Origin of the sequence: Paraburkholderia sp. JPY419 (genome assembly GCF_050435705.1) — a bacterium.
Classification (GTDB): Bacteria; Pseudomonadota; Gammaproteobacteria; order Burkholderiales; family Burkholderiaceae; genus Paraburkholderia; species Paraburkholderia youngii.
This window is the reverse complement of sequence record NZ_JBNDKV010000001.1, coordinates 962756-984839: the sequence shown is the minus strand read 5'-3', so window position 1 is coordinate 984839 and position 22084 is coordinate 962756. Positions and strand designations below refer to the sequence as shown.

Annotated in this window: 23 protein-coding genes; 13 read left to right on the top strand and 10 right to left on the bottom strand. The window is 62.4% G+C overall.

All coding sequences use genetic code 11. The annotated features are described in order from the left end of the window. Positions 1–29: 29 nt before the first annotated feature. The gene (locus tag QFZ91_RS04575; RefSeq protein ID WP_429566388.1) at positions 30–1676 is read right to left on the bottom strand and encodes an alpha/beta-hydrolase family protein; all 1647 of its coding nucleotides are present in this window, start codon (positions 1674–1676) and stop codon (positions 30–32) included. Positions 1677–1985: 309 nt separating this feature from the next. On the opposite strand from QFZ91_RS04575, the gene QFZ91_RS04570 reads away from it, so the two are divergent. Beyond that, a complete protein-coding gene (locus tag QFZ91_RS04570; protein ID WP_429566387.1) occupies positions 1986–2357 on the top strand; it encodes an NUDIX hydrolase in 372 nt (123 codons plus the stop codon). 17 nt (positions 2358–2374) lie between these two features. Then, entirely contained in the window at positions 2375–3640 is a 1266-nt protein-coding gene (locus QFZ91_RS04565; RefSeq protein ID WP_429566386.1) for a DUF2252 family protein, read from the top strand. A 40-nt stretch (positions 3641–3680) separates the two neighbouring features. Here the strand turns inward: QFZ91_RS04565 and QFZ91_RS04560 are convergent, their stop codons facing one another. Then, positions 3681–6005 (bottom strand): PAS domain S-box protein, encoded by a 2325-nt coding sequence (locus tag QFZ91_RS04560; protein ID WP_429566654.1) that lies wholly within the window; start codon positions 6003–6005, stop codon positions 3681–3683. A 193-nt stretch (positions 6006–6198) separates the two neighbouring features. Further along, positions 6199–6969 (bottom strand): DUF3047 domain-containing protein, encoded by a 771-nt coding sequence (locus QFZ91_RS04555; RefSeq protein ID WP_429566653.1) that lies wholly within the window; start codon positions 6967–6969, stop codon positions 6199–6201. Between the two features lie 248 nt (positions 6970–7217). On the opposite strand from QFZ91_RS04555, the gene QFZ91_RS04550 reads away from it, so the two are divergent. From QFZ91_RS04550 to QFZ91_RS04520, 7 genes are all read left to right on the top strand, one after another. Further along, the gene (locus tag QFZ91_RS04550; protein ID WP_429566385.1) at positions 7218–7493 is read left to right on the top strand and encodes a hypothetical protein; all 276 of its coding nucleotides are present in this window, start codon (positions 7218–7220) and stop codon (positions 7491–7493) included. A 98-nt stretch (positions 7494–7591) separates the two neighbouring features. Next, positions 7592–8224 carry a response regulator gene (locus tag QFZ91_RS04545; protein WP_176111192.1) on the top strand — a complete coding sequence of 211 codons (633 nt, stop codon included), beginning with the start codon at positions 7592–7594 and terminating at the stop codon, positions 8222–8224. A 70-nt stretch (positions 8225–8294) separates the two neighbouring features. Next, positions 8295–8489, top strand: a complete 195-nt coding sequence (locus QFZ91_RS04540) for a hypothetical protein (protein ID WP_176378207.1) — start codon at positions 8295–8297, stop codon at positions 8487–8489. A gap of 328 nt (positions 8490–8817) precedes the next feature. After that, positions 8818–9363 carry a phasin family protein gene (locus QFZ91_RS04535; RefSeq protein ID WP_429566384.1) on the top strand — a complete coding sequence of 182 codons (546 nt, stop codon included), beginning with the start codon at positions 8818–8820 and terminating at the stop codon, positions 9361–9363. Between the two features lie 107 nt (positions 9364–9470). Then, positions 9471–9668 (top strand): hypothetical protein, encoded by a 198-nt coding sequence (locus tag QFZ91_RS04530; protein ID WP_176111190.1) that lies wholly within the window; start codon positions 9471–9473, stop codon positions 9666–9668. A 122-nt stretch (positions 9669–9790) separates the two neighbouring features. Continuing rightward, positions 9791–10870 (top strand): lysylphosphatidylglycerol synthase domain-containing protein, encoded by a 1080-nt coding sequence (locus QFZ91_RS04525; protein ID WP_429566383.1) that lies wholly within the window; start codon positions 9791–9793, stop codon positions 10868–10870. Further along, positions 10845–12068 (top strand): polysaccharide pyruvyl transferase family protein, encoded by a 1224-nt coding sequence (locus QFZ91_RS04520; protein ID WP_429566382.1) that lies wholly within the window; start codon positions 10845–10847, stop codon positions 12066–12068. The genes QFZ91_RS04525 and QFZ91_RS04520 overlap by 26 nt, the downstream gene beginning before the upstream one ends. Before the next feature lie 60 nt (positions 12069–12128). Here QFZ91_RS04520 and QFZ91_RS04515 read toward each other — a convergent pair whose 3' ends face one another. From QFZ91_RS04515 to QFZ91_RS04500, 4 genes are all read right to left on the bottom strand, one after another. Next, on the bottom strand, positions 12129–12716 hold the full coding sequence (locus tag QFZ91_RS04515; RefSeq protein ID WP_176111187.1) for a BPSL1445 family SYLF domain-containing lipoprotein: 588 nt from the start codon (positions 12714–12716) through the stop codon (positions 12129–12131). 327 nt (positions 12717–13043) lie between these two features. Next, positions 13044–13760, bottom strand: a complete 717-nt coding sequence (locus tag QFZ91_RS04510; protein ID WP_429566381.1) for a transposase — start codon at positions 13758–13760, stop codon at positions 13044–13046. Positions 13761–13845: 85 nt separating this feature from the next. Further along, on the bottom strand, positions 13846–14022 hold the full coding sequence (locus tag QFZ91_RS04505) for a hypothetical protein (protein ID WP_176378202.1): 177 nt from the start codon (positions 14020–14022) through the stop codon (positions 13846–13848). A 214-nt stretch (positions 14023–14236) separates the two neighbouring features. Beyond that, positions 14237–14824 (bottom strand): glutathione binding-like protein, encoded by a 588-nt coding sequence (locus tag QFZ91_RS04500; RefSeq protein ID WP_176378201.1) that lies wholly within the window; start codon positions 14822–14824, stop codon positions 14237–14239. Positions 14825–15047: 223 nt separating this feature from the next. Here QFZ91_RS04500 and QFZ91_RS04495 point away from each other — a divergent pair, with 223 nt between their 5' ends. After that, positions 15048–17801, top strand: a complete 2754-nt coding sequence (locus QFZ91_RS04495) for a UPF0182 family protein (RefSeq protein ID WP_429566380.1) — start codon at positions 15048–15050, stop codon at positions 17799–17801. A 42-nt stretch (positions 17802–17843) separates the two neighbouring features. On the opposite strand, the gene QFZ91_RS04490 is transcribed toward QFZ91_RS04495, so the two are convergent. Then, entirely contained in the window at positions 17844–18305 is a 462-nt protein-coding gene (locus QFZ91_RS04490) for a hypothetical protein (protein ID WP_429566379.1), read from the bottom strand. Between the two features lie 77 nt (positions 18306–18382). Next, a complete protein-coding gene (locus QFZ91_RS04485) occupies positions 18383–18805 on the bottom strand; it encodes an ACT domain-containing protein (RefSeq protein ID WP_176111182.1) in 423 nt (140 codons plus the stop codon). 163 nt (positions 18806–18968) lie between these two features. Between QFZ91_RS04485 and QFZ91_RS04480 the strand changes: the two genes are divergently transcribed. The 3 genes from QFZ91_RS04480 (at position 18969) to QFZ91_RS04470 (ending at position 20936) form a co-directional block, all read left to right on the top strand. Continuing rightward, the gene (locus tag QFZ91_RS04480) at positions 18969–19166 is read left to right on the top strand and encodes a hypothetical protein (protein ID WP_429566378.1); all 198 of its coding nucleotides are present in this window, start codon (positions 18969–18971) and stop codon (positions 19164–19166) included. 152 nt (positions 19167–19318) lie between these two features. Then, the gene (locus tag QFZ91_RS04475; protein ID WP_429566652.1) at positions 19319–20224 is read left to right on the top strand and encodes a S1C family serine protease; all 906 of its coding nucleotides are present in this window, start codon (positions 19319–19321) and stop codon (positions 20222–20224) included. 106 nt (positions 20225–20330) lie between these two features. After that, entirely contained in the window at positions 20331–20936 is a 606-nt protein-coding gene (locus QFZ91_RS04470; RefSeq protein ID WP_429566377.1) for a LuxR C-terminal-related transcriptional regulator, read from the top strand. A 194-nt stretch (positions 20937–21130) separates the two neighbouring features. Here QFZ91_RS04470 and QFZ91_RS04465 read toward each other — a convergent pair whose 3' ends face one another. Next, positions 21131–22033, bottom strand: a complete 903-nt coding sequence (locus QFZ91_RS04465; RefSeq protein WP_176111959.1) for a LysR family transcriptional regulator — start codon at positions 22031–22033, stop codon at positions 21131–21133. Between the last annotated feature and the right edge of the window lie 51 nt (positions 22034–22084).

Genomic DNA, 22084 nt, shown 5'->3' with positions numbered 1-22084 from the left:
CCACTCCAGGCTGTTCGCCTTCCGCCCGGTCACGGCTCTGTTTCGTCGCCAGCAAGGTTGTCGAGGAAACGGGCGAGTCGTTCGGTGTCGCCCTTCGTCCAGCCGTCGGGCGGCACCACGCTGGCCCAGCCGCTGACGTAATCCTCCGAAGAGTAGTTGTGACCAAAACCCGGCGGCACGGCGAGTTGATGAATCTGATCGCCCACCGCCTGCACGCCCGAGACGATCGGAAACCAATGCATCGCGCGAGGCATGTCGAAGCCGCGAGGCGGAGCCATCCATTCTGGCGGCCACCAGAACGCTCTGACGCTCCAGAAGACAGCCGGATCGGCCGGATGCTGAAGGTACGCGATTCGCGGGGCCGGCCAGTCCGCATTCAATGCCACCTGATGCGGATCGCGATTCAGGAACCGCACGACACGCCCCCCATCGAAGATCGGCTGCCAGAAGGGCGACCCGCGATCGCGCTCGCGAGTGAGCTGCGCATGGATGAGGTTGCTTTGTTTGGCGCCGGCGATCAGCACGCCATCGGTCGCGGCCACCATATTGGCCACCGACGCGGATGCGTCCGCTCCCACGAAAGGCGCTTCCACTCCCGCGGCGCCGAGGCTCTTGCCGAACAGAACGAGCTTCGGCCGCTTTTGCGGCGGGAGCGTCGACCAGCGGGCGCGAACGGCGTTGAAGAGCGTGATACCCGCCTCGTCCGCGAGCCCAGCGTCCACGAAGATGGCGTAGCGGCTAGGCAGGAAAGAGTATTGAATCGCCACGATCGCCGTGTCGCCGCCGTGCAGTTCCTCGAGCGAGGTGGCGGCTTGGGGCACGATCCAGCCCGTGCCGGTGGGTATCCACACGACCAGCACTTTGCGGTCGAAGCCGCCCGCGCGCTCGAGCTCGCGGACCGCAATCCGCGCGCGCTGTTCGAGGGAGTCCGCAGAACGCACCCCCACGTAGACTCTCACCGGATCGACCAGCCTCGCATCTGATCCGTGGAACTTCGCAAGTTCCTGCCTGTTTGTCGCCGTTGCCACGAAGTCGCGCCCCATGCGTCCCAAGCTGTCCCATGCGACCAACGACATGCTGCTGCCGGACACCGTGGGCGACGTGGGGGACAGGGTTCCCTCGGTCGTGTTCTCGTTCCTCGGCTCGTGGACGAGATCGGAACCCGTGGCGAGGGCGGGAAAAAACGCTCCGCGACCGAGCGCGATGCCAATCACGATGATGAAGAGCGCTGTTGCTGGCACCGACACGATCGACGGGACGTGGCGCAGCATCACCCGGTTGACTGCGGCGACACCACGGGCCGCGACTCGCCCGATGACCACCAGCAGCACCGCCGCCAACGGCGACACCGCGCTCATCAGCACGCCATCCAACCAGCCGATGGTTGTCATCCCCATGAAACTACGTTGCTCGTTCTGCCAGCCGAGCCATAGCTTCGCGCCAACGAACAGTGCAATGAGCCACGCCGCCGCCAGAACGATTGCTATGCGCCGGCGGCTCTCGCTGCCGGGCACGCGCCCCCATCGCTGCAGCAGCCGATGCACCCCGCAGCCAGCCAATGTGCCTACCCCGTAGCCGATGGCCAGACAAAACGCACCGACGACGGTTTGCGTTACCCACGACCGCGGAATCAGCGTTGGCGTCAGTGACTGCCACCAGAACACGAGCGCGAGCAACGAGCCGCTGAGCGTCGGCGTCCGAAGTGCGCCTCGGAGCCAGGCAGCTATTGGCTCGTGGGAGTGCCGCATGCGTGCTCGCTCAGATTGGCGCAGCTCGCACTTCGTCCCCGCGGGCCATCCGCAAAGGAGTCGAAGACAGGAGCCGGCTTGATTTTGACGGTGCTTCGGGCCATGCATCGCATTGTATTTAGCTTTCTCTGGGACGAACAACCTCGTGGCCTGCCAGTGACTTACCGGGTCAGCGCGCACGCTGCTTGCTTGTGGTGCTGCGATCGGCTCCCACGACTGAACGCTCGCAACTCAAAAATGAAAGATCGATCCACAATCCTGTGCATGCGCGACAGCAAGCTGCTCCTGGTCGCTCGCTCGCGCTCGCGCTGGTCGCTGCCCGGTGGCACGATAAAGCGGCTCGAAACCCCGCTGGACGCTGCTCGACGCGAACTGGAGGAAGAAACGAACGTGGCCGAGGTCCACCTGACGTATCTGTTCCAGTTTGGCGGGCTCAACAAGCGGCACCATGTTTTCCTGGCCGAGTTCGCGCGCGACATATCACCCGAGCCCGGCAATGAGATCGCCGGATGCCGATGGTTTACTCCGATCAAGATCGAGACCTTGTCAGCCAGCATACCCACCCGGGAGATTGTCGGTCTGTTCGTTCGGCTTGCGGCACGGTTTTAGCTACGCGGTTGTGGCAGATGGCTGTTGTAGCGAGGAGCACTGTCGTGAAAAAGGCGTTCTCAAAAAATTTTCCGGTTCCTGACCAACGGGCGCCTTTACTGGCAGAGCTTCGCCGGCAGAAAATGGCTCGCACGGCATACGACTACGTACGCGGAGGCGCCAGGCGCTTTTATGCGTGGCTCGACAGCCAGCCTCCCGGCGCGTTGCCCGATGGTCCGCCGGTGTGGATTTGTGGCGACTGTCATCTCGGGAATCTCGGCCCGGTCGCGGATGCAGCGGGTCACGTGGCAGTCCAGATCAGGGATCTGGATCAATGCGTGATCGGCAATCCTGTGCACGACCTGCTTCGGCTGGGACTGTCGCTGGCCACCGCCGCGCGCAGCGCGGACTTGCCGGGCGTAATCACCAGCTGCATGGTGGAAGCGCTCATCGACGGCTACCAACAGGCCTTCGACGACACCCGCAGCAACGAGACGAAGCGGGCGCAACGGCCGGCGGTCGTGCAGGTCGCGATGAAAAGGGCACTGCACCAGTCGTGGCGCAAGCTGGGCCGGCAAACGATCGACGGCGCGGCGCCGTACATTCCTCTTGGCAAGCGTTTCTGGCCGCTGTCAGAAGAAGAAGCGCAGGCGGTTCGATCCCTCTTCGCGCCGCAGTCGGACCTGGCGATGGCAGAGGTGCTGGGCCGGGCGACGACAGGCGACGCGAAAATCGAGGTGCTGGACGCAGCGTTCTGGGTCAAGGGGTGCAGTTCTTTGGGGCGGCGCCGCTACGCGGTGTTGCTGGACATCGATGGAGAATGTTCTGCTGGCGGGCCCCCCTGTCTTGTCGACATCAAGGAAGCCGCCACCGCTGCCGCGCCGGCACACGCTGGCGCCCCGATGCCCCGCGACAACGCAAAGCGCGTAGCCGAAGGTGCCCGGCATGTGACTCCCCGGCTCGGCGACCGCATGCGCGCCGCGCGTCTGAACGGAGCGGCGGTCGTGATCCGCCAACTGATGCCGCAGGATCTCAAGTTCGACGCGGACCGGCTCACCGAAGCTGATGCCGTCAAGGCAGCCCATTTCCTTGCGCTCGTGATCGGGCAGGCCCATGCGCAGCAGATGGATGCCTCGACTCGTAAAGCCTGGCTGGGCGATCTGCAGGCAAGTTGGCCCAAATCGATCAAGGCGCCATCGTGGCTGTGGCGCAGCATGGTCGAATTGACCGTCGCAAGCGAAGCGGAATATCTGGAGCACTGCCGGCGCTACGCTGTTGACCGGCGGGGCGAACAGGTCAGATAGCGAGAGGCTCCCGACGACGCGCCGGTGAGCGGAAATGCAGTCATTTCCGCTGACGAACGCCGGCCAGCACGCTTGCGAGTTCGTCGATGGTGAACGGTTTGCTCAATGCGGTCCAGCGAAATGGCATCGATGGCAATTGCGGGTTTGCGTATCCCGACGCAAACACGACATGGAGTGAAGGCGCTCGCGCGGTCGCCTGCTTCGCCAGTTCGATACCGTCGATATCCGGCATCCGCAGGTCCGTGATCAGCACGTCGAAGGGTTCGTTTGCCAGCCACTCGAGCGCCTCACGCGGCGACGTCGTGAATTTTCCCGAATGCCCAAGCAAGCCGATCAGTTCGTTGGTCGCTTGAGCCAGGTTCACGTCGTCGTCGACCAGCAGGATACGCAAAGGGGCGACCGGGCCGCCGAGCGCCGCATCGCGCGAAGTTTTGCTACGCACGGGGTCGCCGACATCGAGCACCTGACGGATCTTACGCGCAAGCTGCTCGCGGCTGTACGGCTTGCTGAGCAGGTCGACGCCCGGGTCGAGCCTGCCGCCATGGACGATCGCGTTCTGCGTATACCCCGACGTGAAAAGGACCTTCAGATGCGGCAGCAGCCGCAGACCCTGGGCGACCATGTCCGTGCTGCGAAGCGGACCCGGCATCACGACATCGGAAAAAATCAGATCGATATGGACGCCGCTGCGCAATACGGCGAGCGCTTCCTCCGCGGCGTCGGCTTTCAGGACCCGGTAACCGAGGTCCGAGAGCGTGTCGAGGGCGGTCGATTGCACGTTCCTGTCGTCTTCCACGACGAGGATCGTTTCCGATCCTCCCTTGGGAGCCGGTGTGCCGCGTGGCGGCAGTTCGACTGCCGGCCGGTCCGAGCGGGGCAGATACAGTTTGACCGTCGTGCCGTGCCCGACCTCGCTGTAAATCTTGATATGGCCGCCGCTCTGCTTGACGAAGCCGTATGCCATGCTGAGCCCGAGACCCGTTCCTCTTCCCTCCGGTTTCGTCGTAAAGAAAGGATCGAACGCGCGATCCACCACGTCCGGCGGCATGCCTGTGCCGGTGTCGGTGACGGCCAGCAGCACGTACTGGCCAGCCTGGATGTCCGGCACCGCGGCGACGTACTCGTCGTCCAGCATCGCATTGGAGAGTTCCATCGTCAGCTTGCCGCCCTCGGGCATCGCGTCCCGTGCGTTGATCGCCAGATTGAGGATCACGTTTTCCAACTGATGGATATCGACGAGGGTGTTCCACAAGCCGCCGGCGACGACCGTTTGCACGTCGATCGTCTCGTCGAGAGCCCGGCGCAGCAGATCGTCCATGCCGCGAAGGGCGGAGGCCAGGTTGATGACGACCGGCCGTAGCGGTTGCCGCCGTCCGAACGCGAGCAGTTGCGACGCGAGTTTCGAGCCGCGCTCCACCGCTGTTATCGCTTTTGCCACGCGCTCGCGAGTCCATTCGTCGCGGGAATGCCGGCTGTCGAGCAATTCCAGATTGCCGCGTAAGATTTGCAGCACATTGTTGAAATCGTGAGCAACGCCGCCCGTCAGTTTGCCGACTGCCTCCATCTTTTGCGACTGGAACAGCGCCTTGCGCGTGTCCTCCAGCATCCGGCTGGCTTCCATACGCTCGGTGATGTCGCGCGTGATTTTCGCAAAGCCGACCAGCGCCCCATCTTCGTCACGGATTGCATCGATCACCACGTGCGCCCAGAAGCGCCGGCCGTCCTTGCGCACCCGCCACCCTTCGGCTTCGAATCGTCCCTCGCTGGCTGCGATCGACAGTCCCCGTTGCGGCAGGTCGGCCGCGGCATCCTCGGGTGTGTAGAAGCGCGACATGTGCGAGCCGATGATTTCCTCGGCGCTATACCCGTTGATCCGGCGAGCGCCGGCGTTCCAGTTCGTGACGATCCCGGCGGGAGAAAGCATGAAAATCGCGTAGTCCGTCACTCCGTTCACGAGCATGCGAAAGCGCCGTTCGCTCTCGACGACGGCATCGTGTGCGGTCTTCTTGTCCGTCATGTCGCGCACGATCTTGCCGAAGCCGAGCACACGCCCTGTGTCGTCGGTCAGAGCGGTGATCACGACATTGGCCCAGAAGCGTGACCCGTCCTTGCGGATGCGCCAGCCTTCGGACTCGGAGCGGCCGGTGCTGCGGGCGATATCGAGCAACGCAGCGGCGCTGCCTTTGTCGCGATCGTCCTGCGTGTGGAAAATGTCGAAGCGTTGCCCGATGACTTCGTCAGCCAGAAAGCCATGAATTTTCTCGCCGCCGACGTTCCAGGTACGGATGATGCCTTCCGGCGAAAGTCCGATGACCGCATAGTCGATGACGGAGTCGATCCATCGCTGGGCCCAGTCGTCAGGCATGGATGGACCGGCTTGCGCGCCGTCTGGTGCTCGGTAGTCGTCGGGTTTCGAATGATTCATGCGATTCGATCCTGAAGAATATGATCTGGTAGCACGTGTTATGCCACACCCGGACAGGGTTGGGGAATCGGTTCGGGACCCGAGCCAGCCGCGTCCCGCCGACCGGCTCGATCAGTTCGACGGCACCGGGTTATCAAGGCCCGGGAAGAAACTGGACATCCCCGTACCAGGCGCGTGTCGTGGTAGCGGTATTGTCGGTATCGGTGAGCAGCCCATAGCCTGTGATTCGTCCTGGCGGTTCGTGAAAGACCCGCTCGTAGTCTTGCACGATATTTCGGCGCAGACTTTGCCACCGACCCGCATCGCCGGGCTGACCGGAGACCACGATCATCTGCACGCGGTTCGTGCGGGGGTTGGCAATGACGGTGCCCGGCGCGGCGTTGGTCGACCAGACGTACATCAACGTCGCATAGGGCAGGTCTTCGCAGCTCAGTTGTTTGGCCAGCCCCATCTTCGCCCGGTCGAACATCGACAGCTTGCTCTTGTCGCCGTCGAACATGAACATCAGCCGCGCTGGCGCGTCTTCCTTCGACGCGACGCGGTTATCGGCGCCCTCGATCGGCCCGTCCGCTTTCCAGCGCCATGCCACGACGGGTGTGCGCGCGAGGTCGATATTCCCTTCGTGCATCAACGCAGAAGCGGAGCGGTTCGCGTCCGCCTGCAGCACCGTGGTGTGGTCGTCGTGAACCAGCGTGTATTGCGTGATGGGCTTGCCGCGCACCACCGGCAGGTTCTTCCAGCCAGCGGGCAGCGATGCGCCGGGCTCGCTCGTGGAAAAGGCGATACCGGGGTTTTCGTCCTGGGCAGGAAGGGGGAGCGGCAACAACAGGAGCGCGACACATGCGGCGATCCAGGCTGGCTGTGCGGTTGGTTTTTGCGCTCGGCGGCTCGAAGGAAGGTGCATGGCGGTCGCATTCGTCTCCTGGATAGCAACCATTGTAATGGGCAGCGCAGGCGATATTTCAGCGGCCCCGTACTTCCGCGCGTGTCGGGATTCAGGATTTCCTGACGTCCGGATCAGGCTTTGCCGTAGTCATTTGCAGCCGCCGACGACTGTGCGCTAGCGCCCGTTCGTCCATCATCGGTGATGCTTGCGAAGATCGAAAGGCGATGTGCAAAATGATTGCGGACTTTCTGGACCGACGCAGGCGCTTGCAAGAGATCGACAGAATTTGCCAGCGCCTGTTCGAAACGTGGTGCGAGGCGCGCAGCCTGACACCGCTGACCTACCTGCTGTTTTGCTGGCCGTTGCGCGACACCCGTCCTGTCGCGATACGACGTTTGCAGCAGACGTTGAAGGAATTGCGCCGCGATCATGCGGAAGGTTTCGATGCCGGCACGTTCGTGGCGCTCGATCAACTCGTCGACCGGCTCGACGAACTGGTCGATCGGGCAGAAACCCCGGTGGCGTTTTCGCTGGTCACCTAGCCGGGCGCAACTTGCCGGCCGCGAATCCTGCGAATGCGAGATGATCGGACCAAGGCTTCACCAATCGGGCGCCTCACGCACGAGTTCGGATTCGGGACATGATCAAGATCCTCATCGCCGACGATCACGCGATCGTGCGCGGCGGCCTCAAGCAGATCATCGCAACTACCGCGGACATGATCGTGGTGGAGGAGGCTGGCCACGGCTCCGAGGTGATCGACAAACTTCGCAACTGTGACATCGACCTGCTGTTGCTCGACATGACGATGCCCGGCATCAGCGGCGTCGATCTGATCCGACGCGTGCGCTCGGACCGACCGGGATTGCCGCTGCTCGTGCTCAGCATTCACAACGAGGCGCAGGTGGCGTCGCGCGCACTGAGGGCAGGCGCGACCGGTTACGTGACCAAGGACAGCGATCCGGACGTATTGCTGGCGGCAATCCGTAAGCTCGCCGACGGCGGACGCTTCATCGACCCGAAACTGGTCGACGCGATGGTCTTTGAAAAGCATGCGGGAGACGTGCCGCCGCACGAAGTACTGACGGATCGCGAGTTTCAGGTGCTACAGCTGATCGCCAGCGGCCGGAGCATCAATGACATCGCGGAAGCGTGCTCGCTCAGCGCCAAGACGATCAGCACCCACAAGATGCGGCTAATGCAAAAGCTGGGTCTTTCGAATAACGCGGAGGTGATCCGTTATGCGATCAGGCACGGCTTGATCAGCGAGTAGTCGAAGAAGCTGGACCAATGCTTTCGAACGAACCCGTCGCGCGGGTACACCTGGTGTGGGAGAACATCGCATGGAAGTGCTATCGGCGAGTGAAATCGAATTGCGCGCGTGGTTAAGCCGATGGTATGACCATGCCGTCGCAGCGGGCCTCGTCCGGCCGCCTTTTCTGCTCGACGATGCAAAGGCCACGCGCCTCGAGGCCTATTTCGCCGCGGGGTTGACGCCGGAGGAGGGTGCGCAACTGTTCTTCGGAACCGTGCATTGAGCCGCGCCGCTCCTTACGGTTCATCGACCGCAAACTCCCTCTCGAACCTCGATGCCAGGCGCAAGTATCTGGCACTCGCCTCGTCGCCCGTCGCTCGCAATTCCGGTTGACTCCCTCGCGTCTCGCCCGCTCATCATAGGCGCGCATTTCCCACATATCGGGGAAACTCCCTGGCTCTGGAAAATTGGAATCCGACTTAACAAAGTTAGAATGAGTGCTCTAAGACGGCTTCGGACCGTCTGCCCGACCGACGGCCCGGCGTGGGAACGACCTTCACGAATCGCAGTGGCAGCGATCACCGTGTCCGCGAGAACCTGAGAGATATCCCGTGAGCAGCCCAAAACAGATGCCATTTGCCCTATCCGTTCCGACCGACGTGTCGCAACTGCCGAACCAGCTCGTCGCCGGCTTTTGCGCGCTGATGAGATTGAACGTCGACACGTGCAGGTCCGCGGTCACAGGTGCCGCGCTGCACTGGGAAAGCGTATGGCGCGCCCAGACGCCTGAACAGTTGATCAGACGCCAGGCCGATCTGATGCCCTGGCTCGTCCTGCAGTTCGCCGATTACACGCGCGGCTGGATGGATATCGCGTCGGAAACCATCACGCCGTGCCGCGCCGTTAGCAATCACGACGACGCGCATGAGCTCCACGAGGGCACCATGTCCGCTGAGCAGCCGGCATCCGCAACGGGCGTCGACCCGACGCTGAGCGAGGACATGGTGTCGCCGCAGGAGCAGCGGGACGGCGAGTCCGTCGCCGAAGCAGACGTAGGGGAAATGGTCCGCGCCATTCTCGAACGCGTTGCAAAGGCGACCCCTGACACGCCGGAACGCCGAAGTCCGCCTCGCGCACGCCGCTCGTCGACCCGATAGGCGACAAGCTTCCAAACATCCTGCCGGGTCCGGTTCTCGCGTGCTGCGGATGCAGCCGTGGCCGGATCTGGTCACCCGTCGTTCCTTCCCGCCGCGAGGTAAGCGACATGTTGAGCCCGCACGAAGTGGCCACGCTGCTGCTGTTGAAGGATGCGCCTGAACGAATCGATCTGGATCGGGCAGAGCTTGGCGCGCTGCGCGAACTGCAGTTGATCACGAATGAGCCAGCTGGCTCGGGCTTCCGGCTTCCTCACGTGACGCCGCGTGGCGACGCTGTGCTGCGTGCGTTCGCAAGGGTCCGTTGACTGATGCCAGACAGCAAATAACACAGCATTCTCCCGGCGCGGGGAACGAATTATGCGGCAGCTCGAACCGAGGCTCGCGGTTCGATACCTGAAAACATCCGACAGGACGCTGCCACCAGCTTATGAAATATCTCGCCCGGGTTGCCGCACTTGCCGGCCTGGCGATCGCGGTCTGGCTCGTCTGGCACGTCGACGCGCAAAAGGTGCTCGGTTTGATGCGCGCGGCCGGCGCCGGGCTCGCGCTTGCAGGGATGGTCCATGTTCTGCCGATGCTCGCCAACGCGAGGAATTGGCAGATGCTGATGCGCGGCCCGCTCCGCCCGAATCTGTTCGCCGTACTGCGCCTCGTCTGGATTCGGGAGTCCGTGAACGGCATGTTGCCGGTCGCACGAGTGGGCGGCGAAGTCGTGACCTTTCGCATGATGCGCAAATGGGGCATGGAGCCGGCCCCCGCCATGGCGAGCCTCGTCGTCGATCTCCAACTGACGCTGATCAGCGAAATGCTGTTCGCCATTGCGGCGATCGGCTATCTGATCGCCCATGCCGGCGCCACGGCGTTGCACCTCGCAGCCAGGCTCGGAGGCGGCATCGCCATTCTGGCGGTGCTGCTTCTGGCGTTTTCGTTCGTGCAGCGAGCGAGTCCGTTCGCCCGTCTGACAAAGCTGTTCAATCGCATCACCAGCGGCAAATTCCGCTCGCTCGTCGGCGAGTCGGTGCGCATCGATCAGTCGATTAGCGACCTCTGGCATCAGCCCGGTGTGATCGTCCGTTACCTGCTCGTCTGGCAATCACTCCAATGCATCGCGACCGCGCTCGAGCTGTGGCTCGCACTCTATTTTCTGTCGGCCAAAGCAAGTTTCCTTCAGGCACTCGTGCTGCAGTCGCTGATCCAGGCGCTCAGCAGCGTCGCGTTCTTTGTGCCTGGCGCGCTCGGCGTTCAGGAAGGTGGATTTCTGCTGATCGGCACGGTGCTTGGTTTTCCTCCGCAGCTTTGCCTCGCGCTCGCGGGTGCGCGCCGTTTTCGTGACATCATCGTTTTTCTGCCTGGGCTGATTGCCTGGCAGGTGGAGGAATGGCGCGACAAGCGGCGGGCTCCGGCCAATGCGACGGCAGGTGGCGCCGCAGCGGAACCGGTGAGCACCGGAGCCGCCCTTCGCAGAGGGTCGGTCGCAAATCATGATGCGAGACACTGGAAAGCATGATGCGGTAGTGCTGTTCGGCGCCTTCGATCGCCACAACCTGGGTGACCTGCTGTTCCCTCATGTCGTCGCAAAACTGCTTGCGTGCGAGCGCGTGATCTTCGCCGGGCTCGCGCAGCGCGACCTGCGCGTCCACGGTGGCCACACTGTACAGGCGCTCGCGCAATTGGCTGCCGAACGCGGCAAGGATCGCGTGCATATCGTGCACGCAGGCGGCGAGAACCTGACTTGCGGCGACTGGGAGACGGCGGTGATGCTGCTGCCGCGGGACGAGGCACAAAAGATCATCGCGCGACTAGATACACATCACGATGAGCGACGCTCGTGGGCACGAGCGCTGACGGGTCTCGATGCGCTTGCCCCCTACATGGCGTCTCGCGAGATGTTTCCGTTGGCGTCGAGCGTCATTTATCAAGCGGTTGGCGGCGTCGATGTGGAGCGGCTGGACCCCTGCATGCGAGCAGAAGTCCTGTCGAAGCTCACGCAAGCCGACGACATCAGCGTGCGCGACGTCCACACGCAGAACGGGCTCGCCGCGGCGGGCATTCTCGCGCGGCTCGTGCCGGACCCGGCGGTGATGGTGGCCGAGCTGTTCGGCGCGACCATTCGCGCGCACAAGGAGCCGAGCGGCGTGGCGAACTTGCAGCGGACGTTTCCCGATGGATATGTCGCCGTGCAGTTCAGTGCGGACTTCGGCGACGATAGAACGCTCGGTGTGCTAGCGCGTGAGCTCGATCGCGTGTCGAACGAGAGCGGGCTTGGTATTGTGTTTTTTCGAGCGGGTGCCGCGCCTTGGCATGACGATATGGCGTGCTATGAACGGATTGCGGCGCGGATGAAGGTCTCGCGTCCGCAACTCTTCCGATCGCTGGAGATATGGGACATCTGCGCATTGATCGCGGATGCCACGGCCTATGCGGGAAGCAGCCTGCATGGACGGATCGTCGCGATGGCGTTCGGTGTGCCGCGGGTGAATTTCGTTCATCCGGCGCGCGCGCATGACACGACGAAACAGTCCGCGTTTGCCGCGACGTGGGAGCCAGCGGCCGTGCCGGGCAGCGTCGGGATCGAGGCGCTTTCGGAAGCAATGCTCGATGCTCTGACGATCGACCGGGTGTTGCTGGGGCGGACGGCCGCATACCTCGCCGCTCGCTATCGGGAGGGGTTCGCACAGATGCAAGCTGCGATGCGTTGCGCGTGAAATGGGGGGCTTGCGCGACGAGCGCAAGACCCTGTCAGACAAACGCTGCAAGCAATGTCGTCAGATTTTCAGTCGAGAAACCTTGGTGCCGGCCAGCGACACGTCAGCCATCAGACCTGCATTCGTCAGCACGATCGCCTGGACGGGTTCGGTGGCCGTTGTCGTATCGATCGTGCCGTTCGCTCCGACCTTCACGAGCGCGACCGAACCTTCGCCACCGACCGACCATCCGTTGGATTTGCGAAAGCTGTCGAGCGCCTCTTGCGTCATGAACAGAAAGATCATGGCCTTCGACTGCGCGCCCGCCTGCAAGCCGAACGACCCGGATATCGTCTTGAAGTAGCCGACCGATTTCCCGTGCACCCGCAAAGCGCCTTCACCGTATTGGCCACCCGCAATGAAGCCGACCTTGAGCACGGACGGGAACACGAGTACGCCGTTCGCCTTGTCGACGAGTTCTCTTGAACCTTTGACCGTCTCGAACAGCCGCGACAGGGTCTCGTTGACCTTGGCATCGATGACCTGCCGCTTCGACGCGTTGGATTCGGCGGCAACGGCGTCACTCATCGTGACCGCGGACCCGCTCAGCGCCACACCCGCGACTGCCAGAACCGCGGCACCTGTTTGTAAGAAGCTTCTTCTGCGCATGGCTGCCTCCATCGTGGTTCACGGTTTAACCCGTGATGCTGCAATGGTTGAAGGAATATATTCCACCGACACTTGCCAATTGCGTTGACTGCTGCGGGACCGACTGCCTCTTGCCTTGAAAAAATAAGCCGTGCATTCAGTCATCACCTGATCGTAGAAGATGACCTCCCAATTGTATGTAAGGGGCAGCACGAGTATTGCGTTGACATGCGTCGATACGCGCAATTTGCGAATCGGCAAAGGCGGGCTCATTGTCGACGAGTGCAGAAAGCCCACGGAAATGGCCGGACAGCAGAAAGACTGAATTCCGTTTCGTTTCTCCTTTGCTTAGCCCGCGTGTGCGAGCGCGCGTGTCGTGCGAACCGTGGACGGGCGGTCGCGCAGCAGTAGTGGCATCAAACGCCGATTGGCTGTCCGCGCCGCCCACTCGCAATACGCGGCGCTGCCGAGCACCCAGCCGTTGAGCGTCGACTGCATCAGGTTCTCGACCTCGCATTCGTCAAGCGGCCGTGCGCCCAGATCGCGGTAAGCCTGTTGGCGCTCCAACGGTGTATTGCCGAGCGCCCGGTACAGCGCGTGATCCTTGATGAAGCTATCCACACGCTGCCCGATGTGGTGCGCGCAACTCGACCACTGGTAGTTTGCCGAGTCGGCAACAAGGCGGTTGCGCACCGGCGCCTGATCGATGACCTGGCTCGTGAGCAGGAAATACCGTTCGGGCTCGATCACCGTCGCCCGGTACCCGCCACGCCACACCGCACCGCGGCGTCCATGGCGGCGGTTGAAGGTCTCGACATAGCGACGGCACACTGCCTGCATCGCCATGGCCACGCTCGATTCGTATGAAGGCGTGACGAGGAACTGGACCGCGTCAGGCATGAGCACCCACGCGTGGACTGCCAGATCGGCGACGCGCGCGGCGTCTGCCAGACAGGCGAGGAAGTACAGGTAGTCTCCTTCGTCCAGAAATGCAGGGCCCACGATTCCCTGCAAGATCACGTGTTGCGGTTGTTCGGGGACGTAGTGCCGTGCGAGCCGTGTCATGCTGAATTAACTGGAAATCCGCTGTGGGAACGCGATCCCACAGATATCGCACGCGTCATGGTGACGTAACGCGCTATAGAAAATTCTATCGATCATCCGCGCGCATTTGCATCGCGAAAAGGCCATTTTTCTGGCCTCTTTTCGCTGATTTGCCGCTCGCAGCCAGCGTTTTTATGCCACCGCTGAATTGCGGCGCCGCTTCATCCTGACGATCAGCTATCCGAGCTGATGCGGCGCGCGATAACGCGTTCAATGAGTTCATCGAACTGCTGACTGCGTTCGACGGCATTCTGCGCGTGCAGGCGGCAGCGGACTCGCGCTATTTCATCGCGAACTGCGTTGAACGCGTGCATGAGCGGTTGCGTTGAAAACGACGCTCGTCGTCGAGTGAATGGCAAGACGTGACGCGCGGGGCGAGGACCGGATGGTTTTCGTCGCGCCGCGTTTGCCTCGCGGGCGCTGCGGCGATCGCTGCTTCAAGATTCCAGTCCCTCGTGCTTCATCGCAAGCTGGACGGCCGGACGCGCGCGCATCCGTTCGGCAAAGGTTCGCAATTTCTCAGGCACTTCGATACCCACCTTTTGAGCCCAGAGCAGCATGGTGAACAAATAGGCGTCCGCCACACTCGCTTCGCTGCCGAACAGGTAATCGCCCTTGAACATGGTGGCGATCAACTGAAAGCGTTGACCAAGCTTCTCACGCGCTGCCGTTGCTTCAGCATCCGAAGTGGGCTTGAAAACACGGCCGAACTGCTTGTGGATTTCTGTCGAAATGAACGCGAGCATCTCGAGCAGGCGCAGGTTGCCGGGTTCGCTATTGGGCGCAAGGGCAGGCTTGCGCTGCGCGACCCACGAAAGAATCGCGATATTCTCGGTGAGCCGCTGACCGTCATCCATCTCGAGCGTTGGGACGTAGCTCTTTGGATTGATCTGGTTGAACTGCTCCCCCGTTTCCGTCTCCTTCGACTTCAAATCGACGCGAACCCTGTCGAAAGTGAGGCCGGCCTCATGCATTGCGATATGGTCGGCGAGGCTGCAGGCACCAGGCGAATAGTAGAGCTTCATGGTAGGGGTCCCCTTTTCGTGAAATGAACAGAGCCGTTTCATTGCAGCAAAGGGTATGCCGCCGTCATAGCCACGGTCTCGCAGACTCGATAGCAGGTAGAAAGTAGGGTCACTAGTATTCTGACTGTGGCTCCTACAATAATTCAAGCTGTCTGACCCGGCCCATCCGAACCAGCATCACAACCGCAGCAGGGCATCGGCGACGGCCAGCACAGGAGGGACTATGCGGTCGGAAGTGAAGTCCGGCGTGCGTCTGAGACGTTATGCAATCACGGTGGCGGCCGTCGTCGTTGCCCTGATCGTCGTCGGACGCATCACCGGCGTCCTCGTCGACTCGCTGTGGTTCTCTTCGGTCGGCTATGGTGGCGTTTTCTGGACCATCCTTTCGGCGCGGGTGCTGCTGTTTGCGACGGTGTTCGCGATCTCGGCGTGCGCGATCTGGCTGTCGGGGATGTTGGCGCATCGTTACGCGAGGCGTGTCGACGTCTTGCGAGCGCAAGCAGGCGATCCGTCGCATGCGAGCGAGGTTGCCGTCGAACTGTCCGAACTGATCGCGCCGCACGTTCCCTGGCGCGCCAGTATTGCCTGCGCCGCGGTCGTCCTGGGGCTGGTTATCGCCGCTAGCGAAGTTTCGAATTGGGACATCGCGCTTCGCTTCATTTATGAGGTGCCTGTTGGCGAGCGCGATCCGATTTTCGACAGGGATATCGGCTTTTATCTTTTCTCGCTCCCCGCGTATGTCGCTCTGAAGAACTGGCTGCTGCAGCTAGTGTTCTGGAGCGCGGTCGTGGCAGGTGCTGTGTACGCGTTGCGCGGCGACATTGCGCTGGAGCGGCCACCACGCACGCTGTCGGCCGCGGCCATCACTCATGGCTCGGCACTGCTCGGCTTGTTCTTTGCGGTGAAGGCATGGTCGTGGTGGCTCGACCGCTTCCTGCTGCTCTATGGCGACAACGGCGTCGTGGTCGGCGCCAGCTATACCGATGTCCACGTCGAGTTGCCGGTCCTGTGGATGCTTGTCGGCCTTGGAGCCGCCTCGTCGGTTGCTCTTTGGATCAACATGCGCCAGCGCAGCCATCTGCAGCCCGTCGCTCTCGCACTTCTCGTATTCGGCAGTTCGATTGTGTTCGCCGAGATCTATCCTGCGCTGTTTCAGCGCTTCTATGTCAAGCCGAGCGAGCTGAAACTGGAAACACCCTATATTGAGCATACGATCGCGCTAACGCGACAGGCGTACGGCCTTGCAAAGATCGAGGTCAAGCCGTTCGAGGCCGAGCAGGGATTGACGCTCGACTCGCTGCAGGCCAATCGGGCGACCATCGACAACATCCGGCTTTGGGATGTGCCACCGCTGATGGACACTTACGCACAGCTGCAGGAGATCAGGACTTACTACAAATTTCTTTCGGTGGACATCGACCGCTATCAGCTCGATAGCGGATACAGGCAGGTGGTGCTGTCGGCGCGAGAACTGGAACCGGCGATGCTTCCGTCCAACGCCCAAACGTGGGTGAACCTGCATCTTATCTTTACTCACGGCATCGGCGTCGTGATGTCGCCAGTCACCGAGAAATCCACTGAAGGCTTACCGTCTTTCTATCTGCACGATATTCCGCCCGTCTCCAGCGGCGGGCCGGCGATTCGCGAACCACGTCTCTATTTCGGTGAAGGCCGGCAGGACTATGTGATCGTGAACGGCAATGTAGCTGAGTTCGACTATTCCCGCAGGCCGACCAATGCGTACACGAGGTATAGCGGGCGCGACGGCGTCACGCTCGGCGGTGTGGGAGGCCGCAGTCTCTTTGCCTGGCAGCTCGACGATCCGAACATTTTGCTGAGCGGCTATATCACTGACCAGAGCCGGATTCTGCTTCACCGCAACATTCAGGACCGCGTGCGTACGATCGCGCCGTTTCTGACTCTCGACCATGACCCCTACGTCGTCGCAAGCGATGGGCGGCTGTTCTGGATACAGGACGCCTACACCGTCAGCCAGTGGTTTCCTTACTCCCGGCCCGGTTTCGGCGACAACGCCAATTACATTCGAAACGCGGTCAAGGTCGTGATCGACGCGTATAACGGCACGGTCGACTTCTACGTCAGCGATCCCGCCGATCCGCTCCTGCGCACCTACGAGCGCATCTTCCCCGCTATGTTCAAGCCTTTGGACGCGATGCCAGCGGCGCAACGGCAGCATATCCGCTACCCCGAGGATCTGTTCCTGATCCAGGCGCAGCTCTACCGCGCGTATCACATGGATGCGCCGGAAGTGTTCTACAACCGCGAGGATCTGTGGCAGTTTCCTCAGGAGCTGGTCGGCATGGATGGCGGAAGCTCCGCCAGCACGATGCCGCCGTATTACACGATCATGCGACTCCCCGGCGACCCGCGCGCCGAGTTCATCCTGATGCTGCCGATGGTGCCGAGCCAGCGGGAGAACATGATTGCCTGGCTCGCGGCGCGCTGCGATCAGCCCGGGTACGGCAAGCTCATCGTGTATACCTTTCCGAAGGACAAGCTGGTGTACGGGCCGTTTCAGATCGAAGCGCGCATTCAGCAGAATACGGAGATCTCGCAGCAGATTTCGCTGTGGAACCAGATGGGCTCACGCGTCATTCGCGGTCATCTTGTAGTCGTGCCGATCGAGAACTCGATCCTCTACGTTTCTCCGCTCTATTTGCGCGCGGCCTCCGGTCAGTTGCCGGAGATGAAGAGAGTAATTGCCGCCTATGGCGACCGTGTGGTGATGGAGGACACGCTGGATCAAGCGTTGGCGGCGCTTTTCCAGGAGACCGCGCGAGCGGCATCGCCATCTCGGGGCACAGTGGATGCTCGCGCGCGAGAGGCACTTGCCCACTATGACCGCGCGATCGAGCGACTGAAGGCGGAAGACTGGAGCGGCTTCGGTGCGGAACTGAATGCGCTGCGGCCGTTGCTCGAGGCACTCGGTGCTGGCCGTTCCGATGATCACAAATGACCAGCGGGACAAGGAACGGGTCGTTGAAAGCCTGCGCGTCGATCAATGCGGTTCGCCGAGGCAAGCGTCGGCAACATCGACGATCGGCTCGCTGTCGGCGTGAGCTTCAGGAAACCGATCAACACACCTGATCTGAACGTAGGTCCACCAGGTTCCCGGTGGATCGTGACCCAGCCACATCACCGTGGCTGCGACCTTGGTTCGCAGCCCCCATTGCCGCCAGTCGGCGCCGGTTGGCGAAAAGTTTCCGTGAATGTCCTTATAAAGGTTGCGGTCCAGGCCGTACCGCTTCAGATAGGGCGGGTTGATGCGTTCCTCGACCGTAGCCGGCTCGCCACGTCCGATGCCCACCTGCGCTACAGCCGCGTCCCGGCGGAAATCGCTGACCGCACGGCCGACCACCAACAGCTCGAACAGCAATACCCCACCAACGGCGATGCAAGTCGCAATAATGCAAAGCGAGAGCGCCCAAAGCACCCGCCTTGTGGTCGTCGGTGTCTTCATCCCTGCCGACCTCCCTACCGGCATTGGAATTCGCGGCCAGCAAGAGCCAAGCCGGTCCGCAGTCCGGTACGGGTACTTCAGGCCCTTTGTAGAAGGTCAATCGCCTTTTCGGCGTCGTCCAGCGAGTCGAGCGCGAGATAAGCGATGAATTGCGTGCCAAGCACAGCGGCCGAGACGCCGCGCAGATTGATCCCGCCATCCGCCAGCATCTGGCTCAATTGCGCGATGATGCCCAACTGGTCCAGACCCATTACACGGATGGAGTGAAGGCTCGGGGTGACGCTGAATCCCGCCTGGGTGGCGGCGCGGGTCGCACTGTCTCCCTGTAGCGGAGCGACGAACACGACTCCTTTACCCGATGCCTCTGGCGTGCGACGCGCCACGATGAACTGCAAGTCGGCACCAGCATCCCGCAAGACGCTTAAGACTTTCGCAAGACCTCCCGGTTTGTCGTCGATGGTAGCTGCCCAAACCTCGACACGTTCCACACTCAGTTCCATGGCCGTCCCTCCCGGCTCGAATCTCATTAGAAAAATCTACTTCACGAACGGCATGCGGGCAAGGCCCGTTGGACTGCGCACCGGTCGGCGATCCGCGTCCAACTTGCTGCTGCCCGGCATCTGTATCAAGATCAAGTCGCCTCTTCACACACAGGCGACTCTGATGACAGACGATCCCGATGACGATCCCGACGCGCTCAAAGGCCCAGGCGGCATGAGCTTGAGGCAGATCCACGAACAGGTGCAGAAGTCCGTCCAGCGCGACCGCGAAGCGCAGACTGCGCGCCACGCGCCCGTTCCACCGCAAAGCCGCTGGCAGCGATGGGTGCGCTATGTATGGGGCCGTAGCGGGCGGCGTTAGCCGCAGGTTGAATAGGGCCGGCACTGCATTTACGCGGCTACCCATTTGGGTGGTGTGCGCCCCCTGTGGTTCTGTCATTGTGAATCCGTCGTCATAACGCAATGGGCAGGGGGCTTGAAATGGAAACCACATCCTCGAGCAGCAATCCTTTGATGGATCTCTCGGACAATCTGGCGGACGTCGTCGCGCGAGTGGGGCGGAGTGTCGTGGCGGTACACGGCCGGCATCGCATGCCGTCGAGCGGCGTAATCTGGCGCCGTGGCGTCGTCGTGACCGCCGCACACACGCTCAGGCGCGAGGAAGGGATCGAAGTCACATTGACCGACGGCCGTACGGTCGCCGCGGTCCTCGCGGGTCTGGACCCGGGCTCCGACGTCGGCGTGCTGAAACTGGACGGCGTCGATCTCGACCCGATCGATTCTGGCGATGCCCACTCACTGAAGCCGGGTCATCTTGCGCTCGCCGTCGCCCGTGCGGATGATTCCGGCGTTAGCGCTGATTTTGGCGTGATCGGCGGCGTAGGGGGGGCCTGGCGCACGTGGAGAGGCGGACAACTCGATGCGTTCGTGCGGCTGGACGGCGGTCTGCGCCCCGGTTTCTCCGGTGCGGCCCTCGCGGATATGCGCGGGCTGGTGGTCGGCATCTGCACGTCGGCACTGATGCGCGGCGCCGGCATCGTGATTCCCGGGACGACCGTGGAGCGCGTCACCGATGAACTGTTAGCGAAAGGGCGCGTGTCGCGGGGCTACCTTGGTGTCGGCACGCAGCGGGTCGGCCTGCCGGACGCCTGGGTCAAGGAAATGAACCTGTCGTTCGGCAGTGGCTTGTTGATCAACTCGCTTGCGCCGGGCGGCCCTGCGGAGCAGGCGGGCGTGCTGATAGGCGATGTACTGATCGAACTGGACGGCAAGCCTTGCCGCGACATGGGCGACGTAAGTGCCGCGCTGGGCTCCGCAAGCGTTGGGCAGCAGTTGCAGATCGCCTTGATCCGAGGCGGCGAACGCCACGCGTGTTCGGTAACAGTGGGCGAACGGCCCCAACGGAATTCGTGCAGATGAGGTCCGGGAAGGGACGAAATGTCGGATGGACGGACGAGACAGACGGTGCCTTTGCGGGTCGCAGTGATTGCGGCATCGTGGCAGGAGCGCGCCAGCCTGCAAGCGCTTGTCGAGGCGAACCCCCACACTCGAGTTCCTGGGTAGCGCAGCCGATGCCGAAAAGCTCGTCGATTGCCTCGCCGGATCGGTGCCGGATGTGATCGTCGCCGACACCGCGCCGGAGGCAAGCGACGCGCTCAAGATTCCACTCCAACTCTCGCACGCGTTGCCGTCGCTCGTGCTGTTGAGCGACGACCCGGACAGCGACTGGATGCTCGATGCGTTGCCCACCGACGCAGTAGCCATCCTGCCGCGCAACGCGATGCCAGCCGAAATCGTCGTCTCCATCGAAGCCGTGGCCGCGGGCCTTTGCGTGCTGACGCCCGACATCCTCGCAAGGCTGCTCGCGGAAACGAGACCGTCGCGCCAGAAGGCACCCGGCGAAACGTTCGAAGCGTTGACGTTACGAGAGATCGAGGTGCTGGCGATGCTCGCCGACGGACTCGGCAACAAGGAGATCGCGCGGCAACTCGACATCTCCGACAACACGGTGAAATTCCACCTGTCGTCCATCTTCGGCAAACCTCGGTGCGACCAACCGCACCGAGGCGGTGATGCTCGGCATGCGGCACGGATTCATCATGGTGTAGAAAAGCTCGTGCGCACACCGTAAAGACCGGTTACCCGCTCGCGGAGCTCATCGGTGAAGAACGCTTTGGCAGCGTCCTCCGATTCCCAAACGTAGAAGTTCGTGGCTTCACGCTTTGCCGAATTGAGCGTGAAAGCCTTTGAACGTAGCCCGGGCATTCCCTCGAACCTTGCAGGTGCGGTCTCGGCAATCGTCCGCACGGCTCGGCTTCACGCACCTCAACGAAGAATCATCGGTGGGATCTCCGCAACCAGTGCATCGATCGCGCAACGAGTCTTCGATGGAAGATATCGCGTGTTCGGCCACACCGCGTGGATGTCCTGTGGTCGCACGCCGCAACGCTCCCTCACCGCGACGAGTTCGCCCGTCATCACATATCGTGTCAGCAACCAGCATGGCAACTGCACGAGCCCCAGACCGGCGACACCGGCTCCGGCAATCGCCTGGATATCGTCGAGGCTCAGTTGCGGCTTGATCAGCAATTCCCGTTCAACCCCGTCCGTGTCGAGTACGCGCCATGGCGACACCACGCCGGCGCGCGAGTAAGCGATGCCCGCATGCTTCGCGAAATCGTCGATATCGACGGGCGTCCCATGCCGCGCAAGATACGCTGGGGCCGCTCCGATGCTGGTTTCCTGAACGCCGAGATGCCGTGCGGCGAGGCTCGTGCTGTCGCGCAAAGCGCCGATGCGCACCGCAAGATCGATGTTTTCCTCGACGAGATCGACTGCCCGGTCTGTAAACGAGATGTCGATCTGTAGTTTGGGGTGCTTGCGTGCCAGTCCGAACAACACCGGAGCGACGCAATGGTGGCCGAATGCGAGCGGCGCGCTGACCCGCAGGCGACCGCGTGGCTCGCTGTATCCGGTCTCCAGTTCGGCTTCGGCGGCGTCCAGCTCGGCAAGCGCGCGGACGCATCGATCGTAATAGCTGCGCCCAGCCTCCGTCAGTGTCTGGCTACGCGTCGTGCGCTGGAGCAGGCGTACGCCGAGGCGCGCCTCGAGCTTCGCAATCACCTTGCCGATGGCCGACCGCGTGAGGTGCATGCGTTCGGCCGCAACAGTAAAGCTACCGGCTTCGATCACCTTGACAAAGACCGCTACGCCATCGAGTTGATCCATCGAATTGGGTCCTCGCGGGAACAAGTTGTGGGAAAAAACCGCCTCAATAGG